Source organism: Denitraticella aggregata, from assembly GCF_048158365.1.
Lineage (GTDB): Bacteria > Pseudomonadota > Gammaproteobacteria > Burkholderiales > Rhodocyclaceae > Azoarcus_F.
Window position 1 is genome coordinate 1 of sequence record NZ_JBLLNL010000016.1, and the last position, 14,765, is coordinate 14,765.

Consider the following 14,765-nt stretch of genomic DNA (forward strand, 5'->3'; position numbering starts at 1 on the left):
GAGGGAGACATTCGCGCGGCGTTGTTTCTTTCTTACGACGAATCCAAGTTCGAATATATTCCGATCGAGGGCAATGCCATCGAGAAGGCACTGGCAAGCGGACGCAAGCTGGTGTCGAATTCCCTACCCGCCAGGGTTTCCGATCCTGGTGCCGGGACAGGTGATCAGCCAGGAGATCGTGACCTTCATGCGCGCGCTGGACGTCAAGGAGATTCACGGCTACCGGACCGAACTCGGTTTGCGGATTTTCACCGAAGAGGCGCTCGCGAGACTGCAGCCGACAGAGGTCAAGGCCTTGGCGGTGGCCGACGGCGCAGAGCAATAGACCGCGGGTCCCGTGGGACAGTAATGAGGCGTCTGGGAAAAATACTACGAGGATATGCACGTGATGAAAAACCTGGAAAACAGTGCCCTGTTCAGGCAGCAGGGCTACATCAATGGTGACTGGCATGACGCGGATTCGGGCAACCGCCTCGAGGTGACCGACCCGTCCAACGGCGCCGTGATTGGTTCCGTTCCGGACATGGGGCAGTCCGAGACCCGACGTGCAATCGATGCAGCACGAAAGGCTCTGCCCGACTGGCGCGGCAAGGTCGTGAAGGAGCGAGCCCAGCTGTTGCGCCGCTGGTTCGAGCTGATCGTCGCTGCGGCGGACGATCTGGCACTGATCATGACCACCGAGCAGGGCAAGCCGTTGGCCGAAGCGCGAGGCGAGGTCATGTATGCCGCGTCGTTTGTCGAGTGGTTCGCGGAACAGGTCAGGCGCAGCAACGGCGACGTGCTTCCGACGACCGGTCAGGATCGACGCCTGCTGGTGATCAAGCAACCGGTTGGCGTGTGCGCGATGATCACGCCGTGGAATTTCCCGGCGGCGATGATCACGCGCAAGGTTGCACCGGCGCTCGCGGCCGGTTGCACGGTCGTGGTCAAACCCGCCGAGCAGACGCCGTTCACTGCGCTGGCGCTTGCGGCACTTGCCGAGCAGGCGGGGATTCCCCGCGGCGTGATCAATGTCGTGACCGGTGACGCGGTGGCCATCGGTGGAGAACTCACGTCCAGCGACACGGTTCGCAAGCTGTCCTTCACCGGATCAACCGAAGTCGGGCGCCTGTTGATGGCGCAGTGTGCGCCGACCCTGAAGAAGCTGTCGCTCGAACTCGGCGGCAACGCGCCGTTCATCGTATTCAATGATGCGGATCTCGAGGCCGCGGTCGAAGGTGCGATGGCGTCGAAGTACCGCAATGCCGGCCAGACCTGCGTCTGTGCCAATCGCCTGCTGGTCCAGTCAGGTGTTTATGATCGCTTTGCGGAAAAGCTCGCCGCGGCCGTCGCGCAGTTGAAGGTGGGATCAGGGGTCGAGGACGGCGTGAACATTGGTCCGCTGATCGATCAGGCTGCGATCGAAAAGGTCGAGAGCCATGTCGCAAACGCGCGCGATGGCGGCGCGCGGGTGCTCATCGGAGGAAAACGCCATGAGCTGGGCGGAACCTTCTTCGAACCGACCGTCCTCGTCGATGTGACACCCGCAATGCTGGTTGCGCGCGAAGAGACCTTCGGTCCGGTCGCACCCCTGTTCCGCTTCGAGACCGATGAAGAGGCGGTCGCGATGGCCAATGCGACCGAATTCGGCTTGGCCGCCTACTTTTATTCGCGCGACGTCGGTCGGATATTCCGTGTCGCCGAAGAGCTCGAGTACGGCATGGTCGGCGTGAACACCGGCATCATGTCCAACGAGGTGTCACCGTTCGGCGGCGTCAAGCACTCGGGCCTTGGGCGCGAGGGATCGATCTACGGGATCGACGAGTATCTGGAGATCAAGTCGATCTGCCTGGGTGGAATCGATCGCTGAAGACGGTCATGACATTCGGCATCGCCCCCGGGCAGGCTTGGGTCGTCACACCACCTTTCGTTCGCGCAATTCGGCGATCCGGCCGCCGTAACCGAGTTCGACGAGAATGGCTTCGGTGTGCTCGCCCGGGCCTGGCACCGGCCCCATCCGGGCCGGATGATCGCCGCCCATGCCGGGCGGCTGCAACACCGGCAACGGGCCGGCCGGCGAGCCCACCTGGACCCAGCGCTGCCGCGCCTGCAGCTGCGGATGGGACCAGATGTCGTTCATCGTGCTGACATGGGCATTGGCGATGTCGGCCGCGTCGAGCCGGGCGATCACCTCGTCCGCGCCGAGGCTGGCGAAACGCTGCTCGATCATCGTCCGGACCGCGTCGCGGTTGGCGTGGCGCTGCGCGTTGCTGGCAAAGCGGTCATCGGTGGCGATCGACGCGTCGCCGAGCACTTTCTCGCAGAACACCGCCCACTCGCGCTCGTTCTGCAGGCCGAGCATCACCGTGCGTCCATCGCCGGCGAGGAACGGGCCGTAGGGGTAGATGGTCGCGTGGGATGCGCCGGCCCGCGCCGGCGGCTGCTGACCCTGGTAGGCGTAGTACATCGGGAAACCCATCCACTCGACCATCGCGTCGATCATCGCGATCTCGATCCGACGACCACGACCGGTCCGACCCCGCTCGATCAATGCGCCGAGGATGTTCGAGTACGCATACATGCCAGCGGCGATGTCGGCGATCGAGATGCCGGCCTTGACCTGTTCGTCCGGCGTGCCGGTGACCGACAGAAAACCCGACTCGCTCTGGATCAGCAAGTCGTAGGCCTTCTTGTGGGTATAGGGGCCGCCTTCCCCGTAGCCGGAGATGTCGCACACGATCAGCTTCGGATTACCGGGCGAAAGCGCCTCATAGGACAGCCCCAGACGTGACGCCGCACCCGGCGCGAGGTTCTGCACCAGCACGTCGGCGTCCGCCAGGATTCGGCGAAGGATTTCCTGAGCCTCGGCTTGCTTGAGATCCAGCGTCAGGCTCTCCTTGGAGCGGTTCACCCACACGAAGTGGGACGCGAGCCCGTCCACGCGGTGATCGTAGGCGCGGGCGAAGTCGCCTACGCCCGGGCGTTCGACCTTGATCACGCGGGCGCCGAGATCGGCGAGGTGGCGGGTCGCGAGCGGTGCGGCGATCGCGTGCTCAAGCGACACGACGGTCACGCCGTCAAGCGGCAGTACTGCTGGCGTATCGGACATGTTCGGTGCGTTCTCCCGGAAAGTCAGTCGAACAGGACGGACGCCTTCATCGTCAAACGTCCTTCGCAATCGGTCCAGAGTTCGGCGCTATCCGGCCCGGTCAGCCGACCGCACACGTCGAAGTCCATCGTATCGAACAGCGGTCCGACCGCACGGAACGCGAAGCGCAACACTCGCTTGTCCGGGTATGCGGCACGAAAGGCGCCGAGCAGCAGCGTCGCGGTGAGCGGGCCATGGACGACCAGGCCCGGATACCCCTCCTCGCCGGTCACGTAGGGATGGTCGTAGTGGATACGGTGGCCGTTGAAGGTCAGCGCCGAATAGCGGAACAGCAGCACCGCATCGGGATGCACGGTCTGGCGGAACTCGGCCTCGGTCTGGACCCGCTCGCCGGTCAACGGACCGCCCTTCGGCGCCGGCTGGCGATAGACGATGTCGTGCTCCTCGGTCAGCGCCACGCCCTGCTCGCCCGAGATCGTATGCTCGACCGTGACGAACACCAGATCGCCGCTACGTCCGCTCTTGCGCTCGCAGCGAACGACGCGCGACCGACGGGTGACCGCCTCAGCGAGGCGCAGCGGCTGGCAAAAAACGAAGCGACCACCCGCCCACATGCGGTTCGGCAGTTCCACCGGGGGCAGAAAGCCGCCACGCCTCGGGTGGCCATCCGGTCCGATCTCGCTGCGGCGCGCATTCGGCGTGAAATACACCCAGTGCCACAGTGGCGGCAGTTCGGCGCCGTCCTTCATCGACTCCGGGTCGAGGTCCAGGGTCGCGGCCAATGCCTCGGCGATGCGCCGATCGATACGATCATCACGCACTTCCTCGCGGCCAATCCAGTTCGACAGGTCGGGCGGGTCGCGATCGTTCATCGGGGTCTCCTCGGTCCTTTTCTATGTCTCACGGCTTCGGTGGGACATTTTCGCCCCGTATCGACCCAAATACGATTCGGTCCGTTCGCGGTGGCGCGAACCCCATCCGAGCGGTCTCGACGCAGAAACCGGCTGGCACACCTGGACGCTCGCACAGACAGTAGAGATACCGACTCCGTAAAGCAAGCACCCGCAAAAAAAGGACCGGTAACGACAAAAAACCCGCCTAAGCGGGTTTGTCGTCTTCTTTTTCTTTTTCTGGAGGCGCGACTCGGAATCGAACCGGGGTACACGGCTTTGCAGGCCGCTGCATAACCACTCTGCCATCGCGCCGGATGGATCCGGCAAACTGCCGTCCGGTCAGTGCCCGGCACGCCTTGACCGGGCCGACCACCCGCGTATCGGGCGATCGATGAAACTGGAGCGGGAAACGAGTCTCGAACTCGCGACCTCAACCTTGGCAAGGTTGCGCTCTACCAACTGAGCTATTCCCGCGGGAAAGATCGCCATTATAGTGGCCGATATATGGGTGTCAACCGGTTTCAGTGGCTTTCGGTCTTGCTGCGCTGAAGCCGCTCATGCTCGGACAGGCGCGGTATCGCGCGCCGCAGATAGTAGATCATGGACCACAGTGTCAGCGCGGCGGCGACATAGATCAGGACCGTGCCGATCAGCTGGATGTTCAGGAACAGGATGGGGTCGTGGTACAGCAGCAGCGGGATCGCGGTCATCTGCGCCGTAGTCTTGAACTTGCCGACCGTGGCCACCGCGACGCTGGCCGACTGACCGACCCGCGCCATCCATTCTCGCAGCGCCGAGATCGTGATCTCGCGACCGATGATGACGACCGCGACGATCGCATCGACACGGGCGAGTTGGACCAGCAGGATCAGGGCCGCGGCGACCATCAGCTTGTCCGCGACGGGGTCGAGAAAGGCCCCGAAAGACGAGGTCTGGCCGAGCGAACGCGCGAGGTAGCCGTCGAACCAGTCGGTGATCGCGGCCACCAGGAAGATCCCGGTGGCGATGATGTTCTTGCTTGCCAGCGGCAACCAGCCGTCCGGCAGGTAGTACACCCCGACGAAAAGCGGAATCAGGGCGATCCTCGCCCAGGTGAGCGTGTTCGGAATATTGAGTGCCATGTCGGGCCTTGTTTGGGCCGCTCGAATCATTCGTCAATGGAGAGCCGAGTATATCTGTTCGGCAAGTTTTCGGCTGATGCCATCGACCCGGCACAAGTCTTCGACGGTCGCCGCACGCACGCCGTCCAGTCCGCCGAACGTCGCAAGGAGATTTCGACGCCGGGCACCGCCCACACCGGGGATGTCCTCCAGGCGCGAACCGACCCGCGTCCTCGCGCGCTTGGCACGATGCCCGGTGATCGCGAAGCGATGCGCCTCGTCGCGGATCTCTTGGATAAGATGAAGCGCGGCACTGTCACTCGCGAACTGCAACGGTTCGCGCCCATCGGGAAAGATGAGGGACTCCAGCCCGGGCTTGCGTCCCTCGCCCTTGGCTACGCCGACCATTGTGACCGACTCGAGGCCGACCTCCGCAAGTATCGCCCGCGCCGCGCTGACCTGCCCCTTGCCGCCGTCGATCAGGATCAGGTCCGGACAGACCCCCTCGCCCGCCGCAACCTTGCCGTAGCGACGCTCCAGCACCTGACGCATCGCTGCAAAATCGTCGCCCCCGGTAATGCCGCCGATGTTGTAGCGGCGATACTCGGCCTTCTTCATCGCGCCGGCTTCGCACACCACGCACGAGGCCACCGTGGCTTCACCCATGGTATGACTGATATCGAAACACTCGATCCGCCCGGGCTTGTCCGGCAGATCGAGCGCGTCACGCAGTGCGTCCAGCCTGGCTTCGATGCGACCGGTATCGCGCATGCGCGACTGGATGGCGAGGCGCGCATTGGCGAGCGCAATCTCCATCCACGCCTTCTCCGCTTCGAGCCGCGGCATCGTCAGCGGACAGGGCTTGTCGCTGATGTCGGCTATCACCGCCCGGACAGGCTCAGGCGGCAGATTGACCAGCATTCTGGCGGGCAGCGCATGATCGCGGTAATGCTGCTCGACGAAAGCCAGCAGACCGTCCAGTGCGCCGCAACTGGCAGCCGCGCTCGGAAACTGGGGTCGATCCCCAAGGTGCCGGCCACCGCGCACCATCGCGATGTTCACACACACCAGGCCACCCTCCTCGACCGCCGCGATGATATCCACATCCTCGTCCTTGCGGCTGTCGACGAACTGCCGGTGCAGCACCGCCTGCAGCACCCGCACCTGGTCGCGGCAGGCCGCCGCCTCCTCGAACGCGAGTTGCTCGGCTGCGGCATGCATGCGTGCGCTCAGATCGTCGATGACCTCGCTCGCACGCCCCTCCAGGAAGCGAGACGCGAGCTTCACGTCGGCGGCATAGGCCTGGGCATCGATGAAACCGACGCAGGGCGCAGTGCAGCGTTTGATCTGATACAGCAGACAGGGGCGCGAACGGTTCTGGAACACCGAGTTTTCGCAGGTGCGCAGGCGAAAGGTCTTCTGCAGCAGATGGATGCTCTCGCGCACGGCGCCGGCATTCGGAAACGGACCGAAGTAACGGGCGCCCTTCGCGAACGCGCCACGATGATAGGCCAGCCGCGGATAGTCGTCACCGGACAGGCAGATGTATGGATAGGACTTGTCGTCGCGGAACAGGATGTTGTAGCGCGGCTCGAGACTCTTGATCAGGTTGTTCTCGACGATCAGCGCCTCGGCCTCGGAGCGGGTCGGCGTGACGTCGACCCGTTCGATCTGCGCGACCATCATCGCGATCCGAGGACTGGGCAGCTTGCGCTGGAAGTAACTCGATACGCGCCGCTTCAGGTTCTTCGCCTTTCCGACATAGAGTACCCGCTCCTCGGCACCGATCATGCGATAGACGCCCGGCTCCTCCGGTACGGTCTTCAGGAAGGCCCTGGCGTCGAAGCGGGGCGACGCGGCTACCGGCGTCGGATCGACTTCGGGTACGGCGTCAGTGCGGGGATCGGGTTCGGGCTCGGATGCGGACATGCGTGACGATGAACCTGTGAATCACACCGACGCGTTGCAGGCGATGACCGAAGCACGCGCCTCCCGATAGACCGGACTCAGCTCGAGCGCGAACGGATCGGCGAACCTGGGCCGGGCAGCCAGCGACGCGATGCGCCTGCGACTATCCTCGCTGATGCGGGGCGCCCAACGATCGAGCAGGTCCGCCGCCAGATCGGGGCGATTGCACACCAGCACCATGTCGCAGCCGGCCGCATGGGCCGCGCGCGAACGTGCCACGATGTCACCGACCACGGTCGCACCCTCCATGGTCAGATCGTCGCTGAAGATCACACCGCCGAAGCCCAGCCGGCCGCGCAACACATCCTGCAACCAGAACGGCGAGAACCCCGCCGGCTGCGGATCGATGCGCTCGAAGATCACGTGCGCCGGCATGACGCCGGACAGTTGCCTGGCCAGACGGTGGCGGTACGGCGCGATGTCCTCGTTCCACACCGCGTCGAAATTACGCGTGTCGACCGGGATCTGTACATGCGAATCGGCCTCGATGAACCCGTGTCCGGGAAAATGCTTGCCGACGCAACCCATCCCCGCATCCGCCATGCCCGCACACAGCGCCCCCGCCAGCGACGCCACGACCTGCGGGTCGCGGTGAAAGGCGCGATCACCGATGACCGTGCTGACACCGTAGTCCAGATCGAGCACCGGCGTGAAGCTCAGATCCACGCCATGCGCGAGCAGCTCGGCCGCGAGCACGAAACCGACGCTGCGCGCCTGCGCGAGCGCGGCGACATGGTCCTCGTCCCACAGCCGCCCCAGCGTGCGCATCGCCGGCAGCGGCGTGAAGCCATCGCTGCGAAAGCGCTGCACCCGTCCGCCCTCGTGGTCGACCGCGATGATCAGTTCGGGCTCGCGCAATACGCGGATCTCCCGCGTCAGCGCCGCCAACTGATCAGAGTCGACGAAGTTACGCTTGAACAGGATCACGCCGCCGACCAGCGGATCGCGCAGGCGCTCGAGCTCCTCGTCGTCGAGCCGCGTGCCGGCGACATCGAGCATCACCGGACCCAGCTGAAGCTTCAAGCGGGCCCGCGCCCCGATCGGGTTCGCCGAATCGACCATTGCATTCATGCCTTGCGTTCGCATTCGATCACCGCAAAGGCGACCACGTAATCGGTTTCGTCGGACAGGCTCAGATGTGCGCTGAGTCCGCGCGCCCGCATGTATGCGGACAGACTGTCCGAAAAGTTGAACAGCGGCTTGCCCCGCTCGTCGTGCGCCACCGACAGCGCATGCAGCGTCGCGGGCACCGCCACGCCGGTGCCGAGCGCCTTGCCAAAGGCCTCCTTGGCCGCGAAACGCTTGGCGAGGAAGCGTGCCGGATCCGCCTGCGTCTCGAGCGCCGAACGCTCGACGTCGGCCAGAATGCGATGCGCGAAGCGCGCGCCATGGCGCGCCAGCGACTCGCTGATGCGATCGATGCGCACGATGTCGGTTCCGATGCCGAAGATCATGACCTGCGCTCCGGTCAGCCGCGGCCGACCGCCTCGCGCATCAGCCGTTTCATGTCGCGCACCGCATTCTGCAGGCCGCAGAACACCGCGCGACTGACGATGGCGTGACCGATATGCAGTTCGCGCACGCCATCGAGCGCCGCGATCGGCTGTACGTTGTAATAGTTGAGCGCATGGCCAGCATTGAAGCGCATCCCGAGCCCGCGGATGGCCGTGCCTGCGAGCCGGACCTTGTCGATCTCGGCGACCACCGCCGGCGTTTCTGAATCCCGACCCACGGCATGGAAGGCATGCGCGTACGGACCGGTGTGGATCTCACAGACCTTCGCGCCTATCCTGGCCGCTGCCTCGATCTGGGCGATGTCGGCATCGATGAATACACTGGTGACGATGCCGGCGTCGGTCAGGCGCGAGACCACGTCGCGCAAGGCCGCCTCCTGGCTCAACACGTCGAGCCCGCCCTCGGTGGTCACCTCCTGCCTGCCTTCGGGCACCAGCATGGCCATCTCGGGCCGGACACGGCATGCGATGCCGACCATCTCGTCGGAGGCCGCCATCTCGAGGTTGAGCTTGACCTGGGTGAGTTCGCGCAGCCGCCGCACATCGTCGTCGCAGATATGACGTCTGTCCTCGCGCAGATGCACGGTAATGCCATCGGCACCCCCGAGATGCGCTTCGACCGCGGCCCATACCGGGTCAGGTTCCCATGTACGCCTGGCCTGACGCAGCGTCGCCACGTGGTCGATATTGACACCGAGTTCGATCACAGTTCCTGCAGCTCCTTCAGCACCCGGCGCGACTGCAGCTGTTGTCCGCCCAGATAGTGGTTGATCAGCATGCGCAACAGCAATTTGCTCTGCGCTGCGGTTTCGGCTCGATCGAAGCGACCCGCCGCCATGTCGAGCAGGGTCTGCCCGCTCACCAGCGCTCGGGACGCGTCAGTTTCGGACGGGTGTTCCACCCGCTTCGGCCCCTGCTCGATTATATAGACGTAACGCGCCTCGGGCTCGACCGCCAAGCCGTCGCTCGGATCGACCTCCAGCCCCACCCCGTAGCCCAGTTCGCGCAGCAGTGAGAGTTCGAAGCATCTGAGCACCGCCGCATGGGCCGATTGACCCGCCAGGTCGCGCAAGGCCTCCGCGTAAGCATCGAACAGCGCAGCATGCGGGTCCTCGCGCGCGCTCAGGCGTACGATCAGCTCGTTCAGATAGTAGCCGCACATCAGCGCTCGTCCGGTCAGCAGCGGCTGCCCCCCCTGCCACTCGGCCCGGATCAGCGTCTTCACGTCGCCTCCGCCCGACCAGTCGATCAGCAGCGGCTGAAAGGCCATCAGCACGCCTCGTAAGGCCGACATCGGTCGGCGCGCGCCCTTGGCGACCATCGCGACGCGCCCGTGATCGCGCGAGAACATCTCGACGATCAGGCTGGTCTCGCGCCACGGGTGGGTATGCAGCACGTATGCTGGCTGCTGCTCTACCCGCTGCCTCAGGCTCATCTGGAATGACCGCCGGTCGCGCCTGCGCGCGGCCTATTCGTAACCAAGGCTCTTGAGCGCGCGCTCGTCGTCAGCCCAGCCGCTCTTGACCTTCACCCAGACTTCGAGATAAACCTTCGCATCGAACAGTCGTTCGAGCTCCACGCGCGCCTCGGACGAGATCCGCTTGAGCTGCTCCCCGTTCCGGCCGATCACGATACCCTTGTGACTGTCGCGGTCGACGATGATCGCCGCGAAGATGCGCCTGAGGTTGCCGACCGCCTCGAACTTTTCGATCTCGACCGCCATGCCATACGGCAGTTCGTCCCCGAGCAGACGAAACAGCTTCTCGCGCAGGAACTCGGACGCGAGAAAGCGCTCGCTGCGATCGGTGATGTCGTCGGGCCCGAATATCGGTTCGCCGATCGGCAACAGCGGCCGCGCGGCCTTGACCAGCGTATCGACGTTCATGCCTTTTTCGGCACTCAGCGGCACGATCTCGGCAAACGGAAAAACCGTGCTCATGTCGCCGATGAAGGGCAGCAGCCGTGACTTGTCGTCCAGCCGGTCCACCTTGTTGATCACCAGTACCACCGTCGCTTCGGTCGGCAGTACGCTCATCACCTTGCGATCGTCTTCGCCGAAGCGACCCGCCTCGATCACGAAGAAGACCAGATCGACCTCGGCCAGCGCCTGCGTGACACTTCGGTTCATCGAGCGGTTGAGCGCATTCCGATGCCGGGTCTGAAAACCCGGGGTATCGACGAACACGAACTGCGCATGGTCTTCGGTCAGGATGCCGGTGACCCGATGTCGCGTGGTCTGGGCCTTGCGCGACACAATGCTGATCTTCTGCCCGATCAGGCGATTGAGCAGCGTGGACTTTCCGACGTTGGGCCGCCCGACGATCGCGACGAACCCGGTCCGACAGGCGTCTTGGCCGTCCGTCGCCGTAGCATTCCTGTCCGGATTCATGACGCCCTCAGTCGCGCCAGCGCATGCTCGGCCGACTGCTGCTCGGCCGCACGCCGGCTCGGCCCACGTCCGGTGGTGCACAAACCGTAACTCGGCACGCTGCAACTCACCTCGAACTCCTGCGCATGCGCCTCGCCATGCACCATCACCGTCGAGTAATCGGGTAACGGCAGCTTGCGAGCCTGCAGAAACTCCTGCAACGCAGTCTTGGCATCCTTCAATGCGAGCCCCGGATCGATCTCACCGAGCATCTCGGCATACAGGCGATCGATGACCGACTTGGCGGCCTCGAAGCCGGCATCCAGAAATACCGCCGCAAAAACGGCTTCCAGCGCGTCGGCGAGAATGGACGGTCGCCGGTGCCCGCCACTCTTCAGTTCGCCCTCGCCCAGACGCAAATGGTCGCCGAGCTCGAGTCTCAGAGCAACCCGATGCAAGCCCTCCTGGCGCACCAGCGAAGCGCGCAGACGAGACAGTTCTCCTTCCTTGAGTTCTCCGAAACGCTTGAACAGCGCGATCGCGATCACGCAGTTCAGGATGCTGTCGCCGAGAAACTCCAGCCGCTCGTTGTTCGGTTGCCCGAAGCTCCGATGCGTCAGCGCCTGTTCGAGCGTTGCCGGATTCGCAAACCGATGTCCGATCCGTCGCTGCAGGCGATCCGGGTCAGCGACCACTAGCGCCCCGCGGATGTCGATGTGCTGAAATCGAACAGCAGACTGACGTTTCCGGCCACCGGCACCTTGCGCTCGTAGCTGACGTCGATCATGACCTTGCCGCCCTGCTTGTAGATGTCGAGGTCCGATCCGCGAATACTGGATACGTCGTCGATCTGCGCACGCCGGTCGAAGCTGCGACGGATTTCGGTCAGGGTCGCGCCGCCGTCCCCCTCTTCGGCCACGATCTTGATGATGCGCTTGACCGCCAGATATTCATTGACCGCCGGCACGGAGCGAAAACCGATCAGCAGCACAAAGGCGAGCAGGCCGGCGACGATCATCAATCCGATCAGACTCAGCCCCTGCTGTTCGTTCTTCATGCGAATCCACGTACTCAATGGAAACCCCCCACACGTTTCATGTCATTGAAATTGAACCAGATGAAAAACGCGCGACCGACGATGTTCTCGTCCGGCACGAAGCCCCAGACGCGGCTGTCGCTGCTTGCATCACGGTTGTCACCCATCACGAAGTAGTGCCCATCCGGCACGGTACAGGTCACGCCGGACGTAGTATAGGTGCAGTTTTCACGGTAGGGGAAGTTAAGCACCTGAGGTATGAAGGGCGGGATGTCACGCTCGATCAACACCCGATGGGCGACGTCTCCGAGAACCTCCTCATACTGCGGCGAGTAGTAGAGCCGGTCCGGATGAAGGTAGTCCTCCACCGGCGCCAGACTCACCGATTCGCCGTTGATGCGAAGCCGCTTGTTGTGATACTCGATCCGATCGCCCGGCAGACCGACGACGCGCTTGATGTAGTCGAGCGACGGGTCGGCGGGATAGCGGAACACCATCACGTCGCCCCGCCCGGGATCGTTCACGTCGATGATCTTCCTGTTGATGACCGGCAGCCGGATGCCGTAGGTCCATTTATTGACCAGGATGAAATCACCGACGACCAGCGTCGGAATCATCGACCCGGACGGTATCTTGAACGGTTCGACGACGAAGGAGCGCAGTGCGAACACGATCAGGATGACCGGAAAGAAGCTGGCCCCGTACTCCACCCACCAGGGTGCCGCGGCGCCCGGCGCACGCCGCTTGCGCGCATGGAAGCGGTCCAGCATCCACAGCGCGCCGGTGATGACAAGCAGGACGAAGAGAATCAGCGCAAAATTCACGAATACTCCGCTAGCATTTTTGTTTTAAGCCGCGAGCGCGCAAGCGGACCGCTGGCCGCTGAACGGCTCATTCCGGACACGCGCCCTGGGACACGGCCTCTTACTTCCTGTCATCGGTTCGCAGGACCGCCAGAAAGGCCTCCTGCGGGATCTCGACGTTGCCGACCTGCTTCATCCGCTTCTTGCCTTCCTTCTGTTTCTCGAGCAGCTTGCGCTTGCGGCTGATGTCACCGCCGTAACACTTGGCGAGCACATTCTTGCGCAAGGCCTTGATCGTCTCGCGCGCGATGATGTGCGAACCGATCGCCGCCTGCACCGCGACGTCGAACATCTGGCGCGGGATCAGCTCGCGCAGCTTGGACGCCAGTTCGCGCCCCCGGTACTGCGCGGTCGCACGGTGCACGATCACCGACAGTGCATCGACCTTCTCGCCTCCGACCATCAGGTCGAGCTTGACCAGATCCGCGCTGCGGTACTCCTTGAACTCGTAGTCGAGCGACGCATAGCCGCGCGACACCGACTTGAGCCGATCGAAGAAATCCATCACGACCTCGTTCATCGGCATGTCGTAGATGAGCTGGACCTGCCGTCCGTGGTAACGCATGTCCACCTGCGTGCCACGCTTCTGGTTGCACAGCGTGATGACCGCACCGACATAGTCCTGCGGCAGGAAGATCGTCGCGGTGATGATCGGCTCCCGGATCTCGGCCACCTTCGACAGATCCGGCAACTTGGCCGGATTCTCGATCCGGATCACTTCGCCGTCATTCATGACCACTTCATACACCACGGTCGGCGCGGTCGTGATCAGATCCATGTCGAACTGGCGTTCGAGACGCTCCTGCACGATGTCCATGTGCAACATGCCGAGGAAGCCGCAACGGAAACCGAAACCCAGCGCCTGCGACACCTCGGGCTCGTACTGCAGGGACGCGTCGTTGAGCTTCAGTTTCTCGAGCGACTCGCGCAACTGATCGTACTCACTCGACTCGACCGGATACAGCCCGGCAAATACCTGTGGCTTGATCTCTCGAAAACCTGGCAGGGCTTCGGTCGCGGGACGGTTCGCGAGGGTCACCGTGTCACCGACCTTGGCGGCCTGCAACTCCTTGATGCCGGCAATGACGAAACCGACCTCGCCGGCCGACAGATGCGGCCGCGACACCGAGCGCGGCGTGAACACGCCGACTTCATCACACGGGTACTGGGCGCCGTTCGACATCAGCAGGATCCGGTCCTTGGGCTTGAGAGCGCCGTCGACGACACGCACCAGGATCACGACACCGACATAATTGTCGAACCAGGAATCGATGATCAGGGCCTTGAGCGGCGCCTCCCGGTCGCCCTTGGGCGGGGGCACCTTGCTGACCACGGTCTCGAGCACCGCCTCGATGCCAACGCCGGTCTTGGCCGAGCACAACACCGCGTCGGACGCATCGACGCCGATCACGTCCTCGATCTCCTTGCGCGCGCTCTCCGGATCCGCCGCCGGCAGGTCGATCTTGTTGAGCACCGGAATCACTTCCACATTCTGCTCGAGCGCGGTGTAGCAGTTTGCGACCGTCTGCGCCTCGACCCCCTGGGACGCATCCACCACCAGCAGCGCGCCCTCGCAGGCCGACAGCGAGCGACTCACCTCGTACGAGAAATCGACATGGCCGGGCGTGTCGATCAGGTTCAGGTTATAGACTTGGCCGTCCCGAGCCTTGTAGTGCAAGGCGGCCGTCTGCGCCTTGATCGTGATGCCGCGCTCGCGCTCGATGTCCATCGAGTCGAGCACCTGCTCCTCCATCTCCCGGTCGGACAGCCCGCCGCATGCGTGGATGAGCCGATCGGCCAGCGTGGATTTGCCGTGATCGATGTGCGCGATGATGGAGAAGTTTCTGATGTGCTGCATCTGACCGCAAAAAAAAAGGTGCCAAGCGACACCCATGGTGGAAGTTTGGTTTTGCCTGGCGCACCGCTAACAGACGT

Annotated in this window: 15 protein-coding genes and 2 tRNA genes; 2 read left to right on the forward strand and 15 right to left on the reverse strand. The window is 63.8% G+C overall.

The window, feature by feature from the left end; all coding sequences use genetic code 11:
* Positions 1-73 precede the first annotated feature (73 nt).
* Positions 74-325 (forward strand): hypothetical protein, encoded by a 252-nt coding sequence (locus ACKVEX_RS15275; protein WP_473216603.1) that lies wholly within the window; start codon positions 74-76, stop codon positions 323-325.
* A gap of 63 nt (positions 326-388) precedes the next feature.
* Entirely contained in the window at positions 389-1,849 is a 1,461-nt protein-coding gene (locus ACKVEX_RS15280) for an NAD-dependent succinate-semialdehyde dehydrogenase (protein ID WP_473216604.1), read from the forward strand.
* Positions 1,850-1,894: 45 nt separating this feature from the next.
* Here the strand turns inward: ACKVEX_RS15280 and ACKVEX_RS15285 are convergent, their stop codons facing one another.
* The 15 genes from ACKVEX_RS15285 to lepA all read right to left on the reverse strand — a co-directional run bounded on the left by ACKVEX_RS15285 (position 1,895) and on the right by lepA (position 14,688).
* Positions 1,895-3,088 carry a CaiB/BaiF CoA transferase family protein gene (locus ACKVEX_RS15285; protein ID WP_473216605.1) on the reverse strand — a complete coding sequence of 398 codons (1,194 nt, stop codon included), beginning with the start codon at positions 3,086-3,088 and terminating at the stop codon, positions 1,895-1,897.
* 23 nt (positions 3,089-3,111) lie between these two features.
* Positions 3,112-3,960 carry an HTD2 family dehydratase gene (locus tag ACKVEX_RS15290; RefSeq protein ID WP_473216606.1) on the reverse strand — a complete coding sequence of 283 codons (849 nt, stop codon included), beginning with the start codon at positions 3,958-3,960 and terminating at the stop codon, positions 3,112-3,114.
* A gap of 259 nt (positions 3,961-4,219) precedes the next feature.
* Positions 4,220-4,293: transfer RNA gene (locus ACKVEX_RS15295), tRNA-Cys, on the reverse strand.
* An 86-nt stretch (positions 4,294-4,379) separates the two neighbouring features.
* Positions 4,380-4,455 (reverse strand) — tRNA-Gly (locus tag ACKVEX_RS15300).
* A gap of 47 nt (positions 4,456-4,502) precedes the next feature.
* Entirely contained in the window at positions 4,503-5,102 is a 600-nt protein-coding gene (gene pgsA / locus ACKVEX_RS15305; protein WP_473216607.1) for a CDP-diacylglycerol--glycerol-3-phosphate 3-phosphatidyltransferase, read from the reverse strand.
* A gap of 33 nt (positions 5,103-5,135) precedes the next feature.
* On the reverse strand, positions 5,136-7,010 hold the full coding sequence (uvrC, locus tag ACKVEX_RS15310; protein ID WP_473216608.1) for an excinuclease ABC subunit UvrC: 1,875 nt from the start codon (positions 7,008-7,010) through the stop codon (positions 5,136-5,138).
* Between the two features lie 21 nt (positions 7,011-7,031).
* Positions 7,032-8,111, reverse strand: coding sequence for a beta-N-acetylhexosaminidase (nagZ, locus tag ACKVEX_RS15315; RefSeq protein ID WP_473216642.1), 1,080 nt, complete (start codon positions 8,109-8,111; stop codon positions 7,032-7,034).
* A 5-nt stretch (positions 8,112-8,116) separates the two neighbouring features.
* A complete protein-coding gene (acpS, locus tag ACKVEX_RS15320; RefSeq protein WP_473216609.1) occupies positions 8,117-8,503 on the reverse strand; it encodes a holo-ACP synthase in 387 nt (128 codons plus the stop codon).
* Positions 8,504-8,517: 14 nt separating this feature from the next.
* Positions 8,518-9,270 (reverse strand): pyridoxine 5'-phosphate synthase, encoded by a 753-nt coding sequence (locus ACKVEX_RS15325; RefSeq protein WP_473216610.1) that lies wholly within the window; start codon positions 9,268-9,270, stop codon positions 8,518-8,520.
* Positions 9,267-9,998 carry a DNA repair protein RecO gene (gene recO, locus ACKVEX_RS15330; protein WP_473216611.1) on the reverse strand — a complete coding sequence of 244 codons (732 nt, stop codon included), beginning with the start codon at positions 9,996-9,998 and terminating at the stop codon, positions 9,267-9,269. The genes ACKVEX_RS15325 and recO overlap by 4 nt, the downstream gene beginning before the upstream one ends.
* A 33-nt stretch (positions 9,999-10,031) precedes the next feature.
* Entirely contained in the window at positions 10,032-10,952 is a 921-nt protein-coding gene (era, locus tag ACKVEX_RS15335; RefSeq protein ID WP_473216612.1) for a GTPase Era, read from the reverse strand.
* On the reverse strand, positions 10,949-11,626 hold the full coding sequence (gene rnc / locus ACKVEX_RS15340; RefSeq protein WP_473216613.1) for a ribonuclease III: 678 nt from the start codon (positions 11,624-11,626) through the stop codon (positions 10,949-10,951). The genes era and rnc overlap by 4 nt, the downstream gene beginning before the upstream one ends.
* Positions 11,626-11,988, reverse strand: a complete 363-nt coding sequence (locus tag ACKVEX_RS15345) for a DUF4845 domain-containing protein (RefSeq protein WP_473216614.1) — start codon at positions 11,986-11,988, stop codon at positions 11,626-11,628. Before ACKVEX_RS15345 ends, rnc begins: the two co-directional genes overlap by 1 nt.
* A gap of 14 nt (positions 11,989-12,002) precedes the next feature.
* The gene (lepB, locus tag ACKVEX_RS15350; protein ID WP_473216615.1) at positions 12,003-12,791 is read right to left on the reverse strand and encodes a signal peptidase I; all 789 of its coding nucleotides are present in this window, start codon (positions 12,789-12,791) and stop codon (positions 12,003-12,005) included.
* 100 nt (positions 12,792-12,891) lie between these two features.
* Entirely contained in the window at positions 12,892-14,688 is a 1,797-nt protein-coding gene (gene lepA, locus ACKVEX_RS15355) for a translation elongation factor 4 (protein WP_473216616.1), read from the reverse strand.
* Between the last annotated feature and the right edge of the window lie 77 nt (positions 14,689-14,765).

Coding starts and splice junctions, on each gene's coding strand:
- ACKVEX_RS15275 (WP_473216603.1), top strand. CDS start 74: ATGCCATCGAGAAGGCACTGGCAAGCGGACGCAAGCTGGTGTCGAATT.
- ACKVEX_RS15280 (WP_473216604.1), top strand. CDS start 389: ATGAAAAACCTGGAAAACAGTGCCCTGTTCAGGCAGCAGGGCTACATC.
- ACKVEX_RS15285 (WP_473216605.1), bottom strand. CDS start 3,088: ATGTCCGATACGCCAGCAGTACTGCCGCTTGACGGCGTGACCGTCGTG.
- ACKVEX_RS15290 (WP_473216606.1), bottom strand. CDS start 3,960: ATGAACGATCGCGACCCGCCCGACCTGTCGAACTGGATTGGCCGCGAG.
- pgsA (WP_473216607.1), bottom strand. CDS start 5,102: ATGGCACTCAATATTCCGAACACGCTCACCTGGGCGAGGATCGCCCTG.
- uvrC (WP_473216608.1), bottom strand. CDS start 7,010: ATGTCCGCATCCGAGCCCGAACCCGATCCCCGCACTGACGCCGTACCC.
- nagZ (WP_473216642.1), bottom strand. CDS start 8,111: ATGGTCGATTCGGCGAACCCGATCGGGGCGCGGGCCCGCTTGAAGCTT.
- acpS (WP_473216609.1), bottom strand. CDS start 8,503: ATGATCTTCGGCATCGGAACCGACATCGTGCGCATCGATCGCATCAGC.
- recO (WP_473216611.1), bottom strand. CDS start 9,998: ATGAGCCTGAGGCAGCGGGTAGAGCAGCAGCCAGCATACGTGCTGCAT.
- era (WP_473216612.1), bottom strand. CDS start 10,952: ATGAATCCGGACAGGAATGCTACGGCGACGGACGGCCAAGACGCCTGT.
- ACKVEX_RS15345 (WP_473216614.1), bottom strand. CDS start 11,988: ATGAAGAACGAACAGCAGGGGCTGAGTCTGATCGGATTGATGATCGTC.
- lepA (WP_473216616.1), bottom strand. CDS start 14,688: ATGCAGCACATCAGAAACTTCTCCATCATCGCGCACATCGATCACGGC.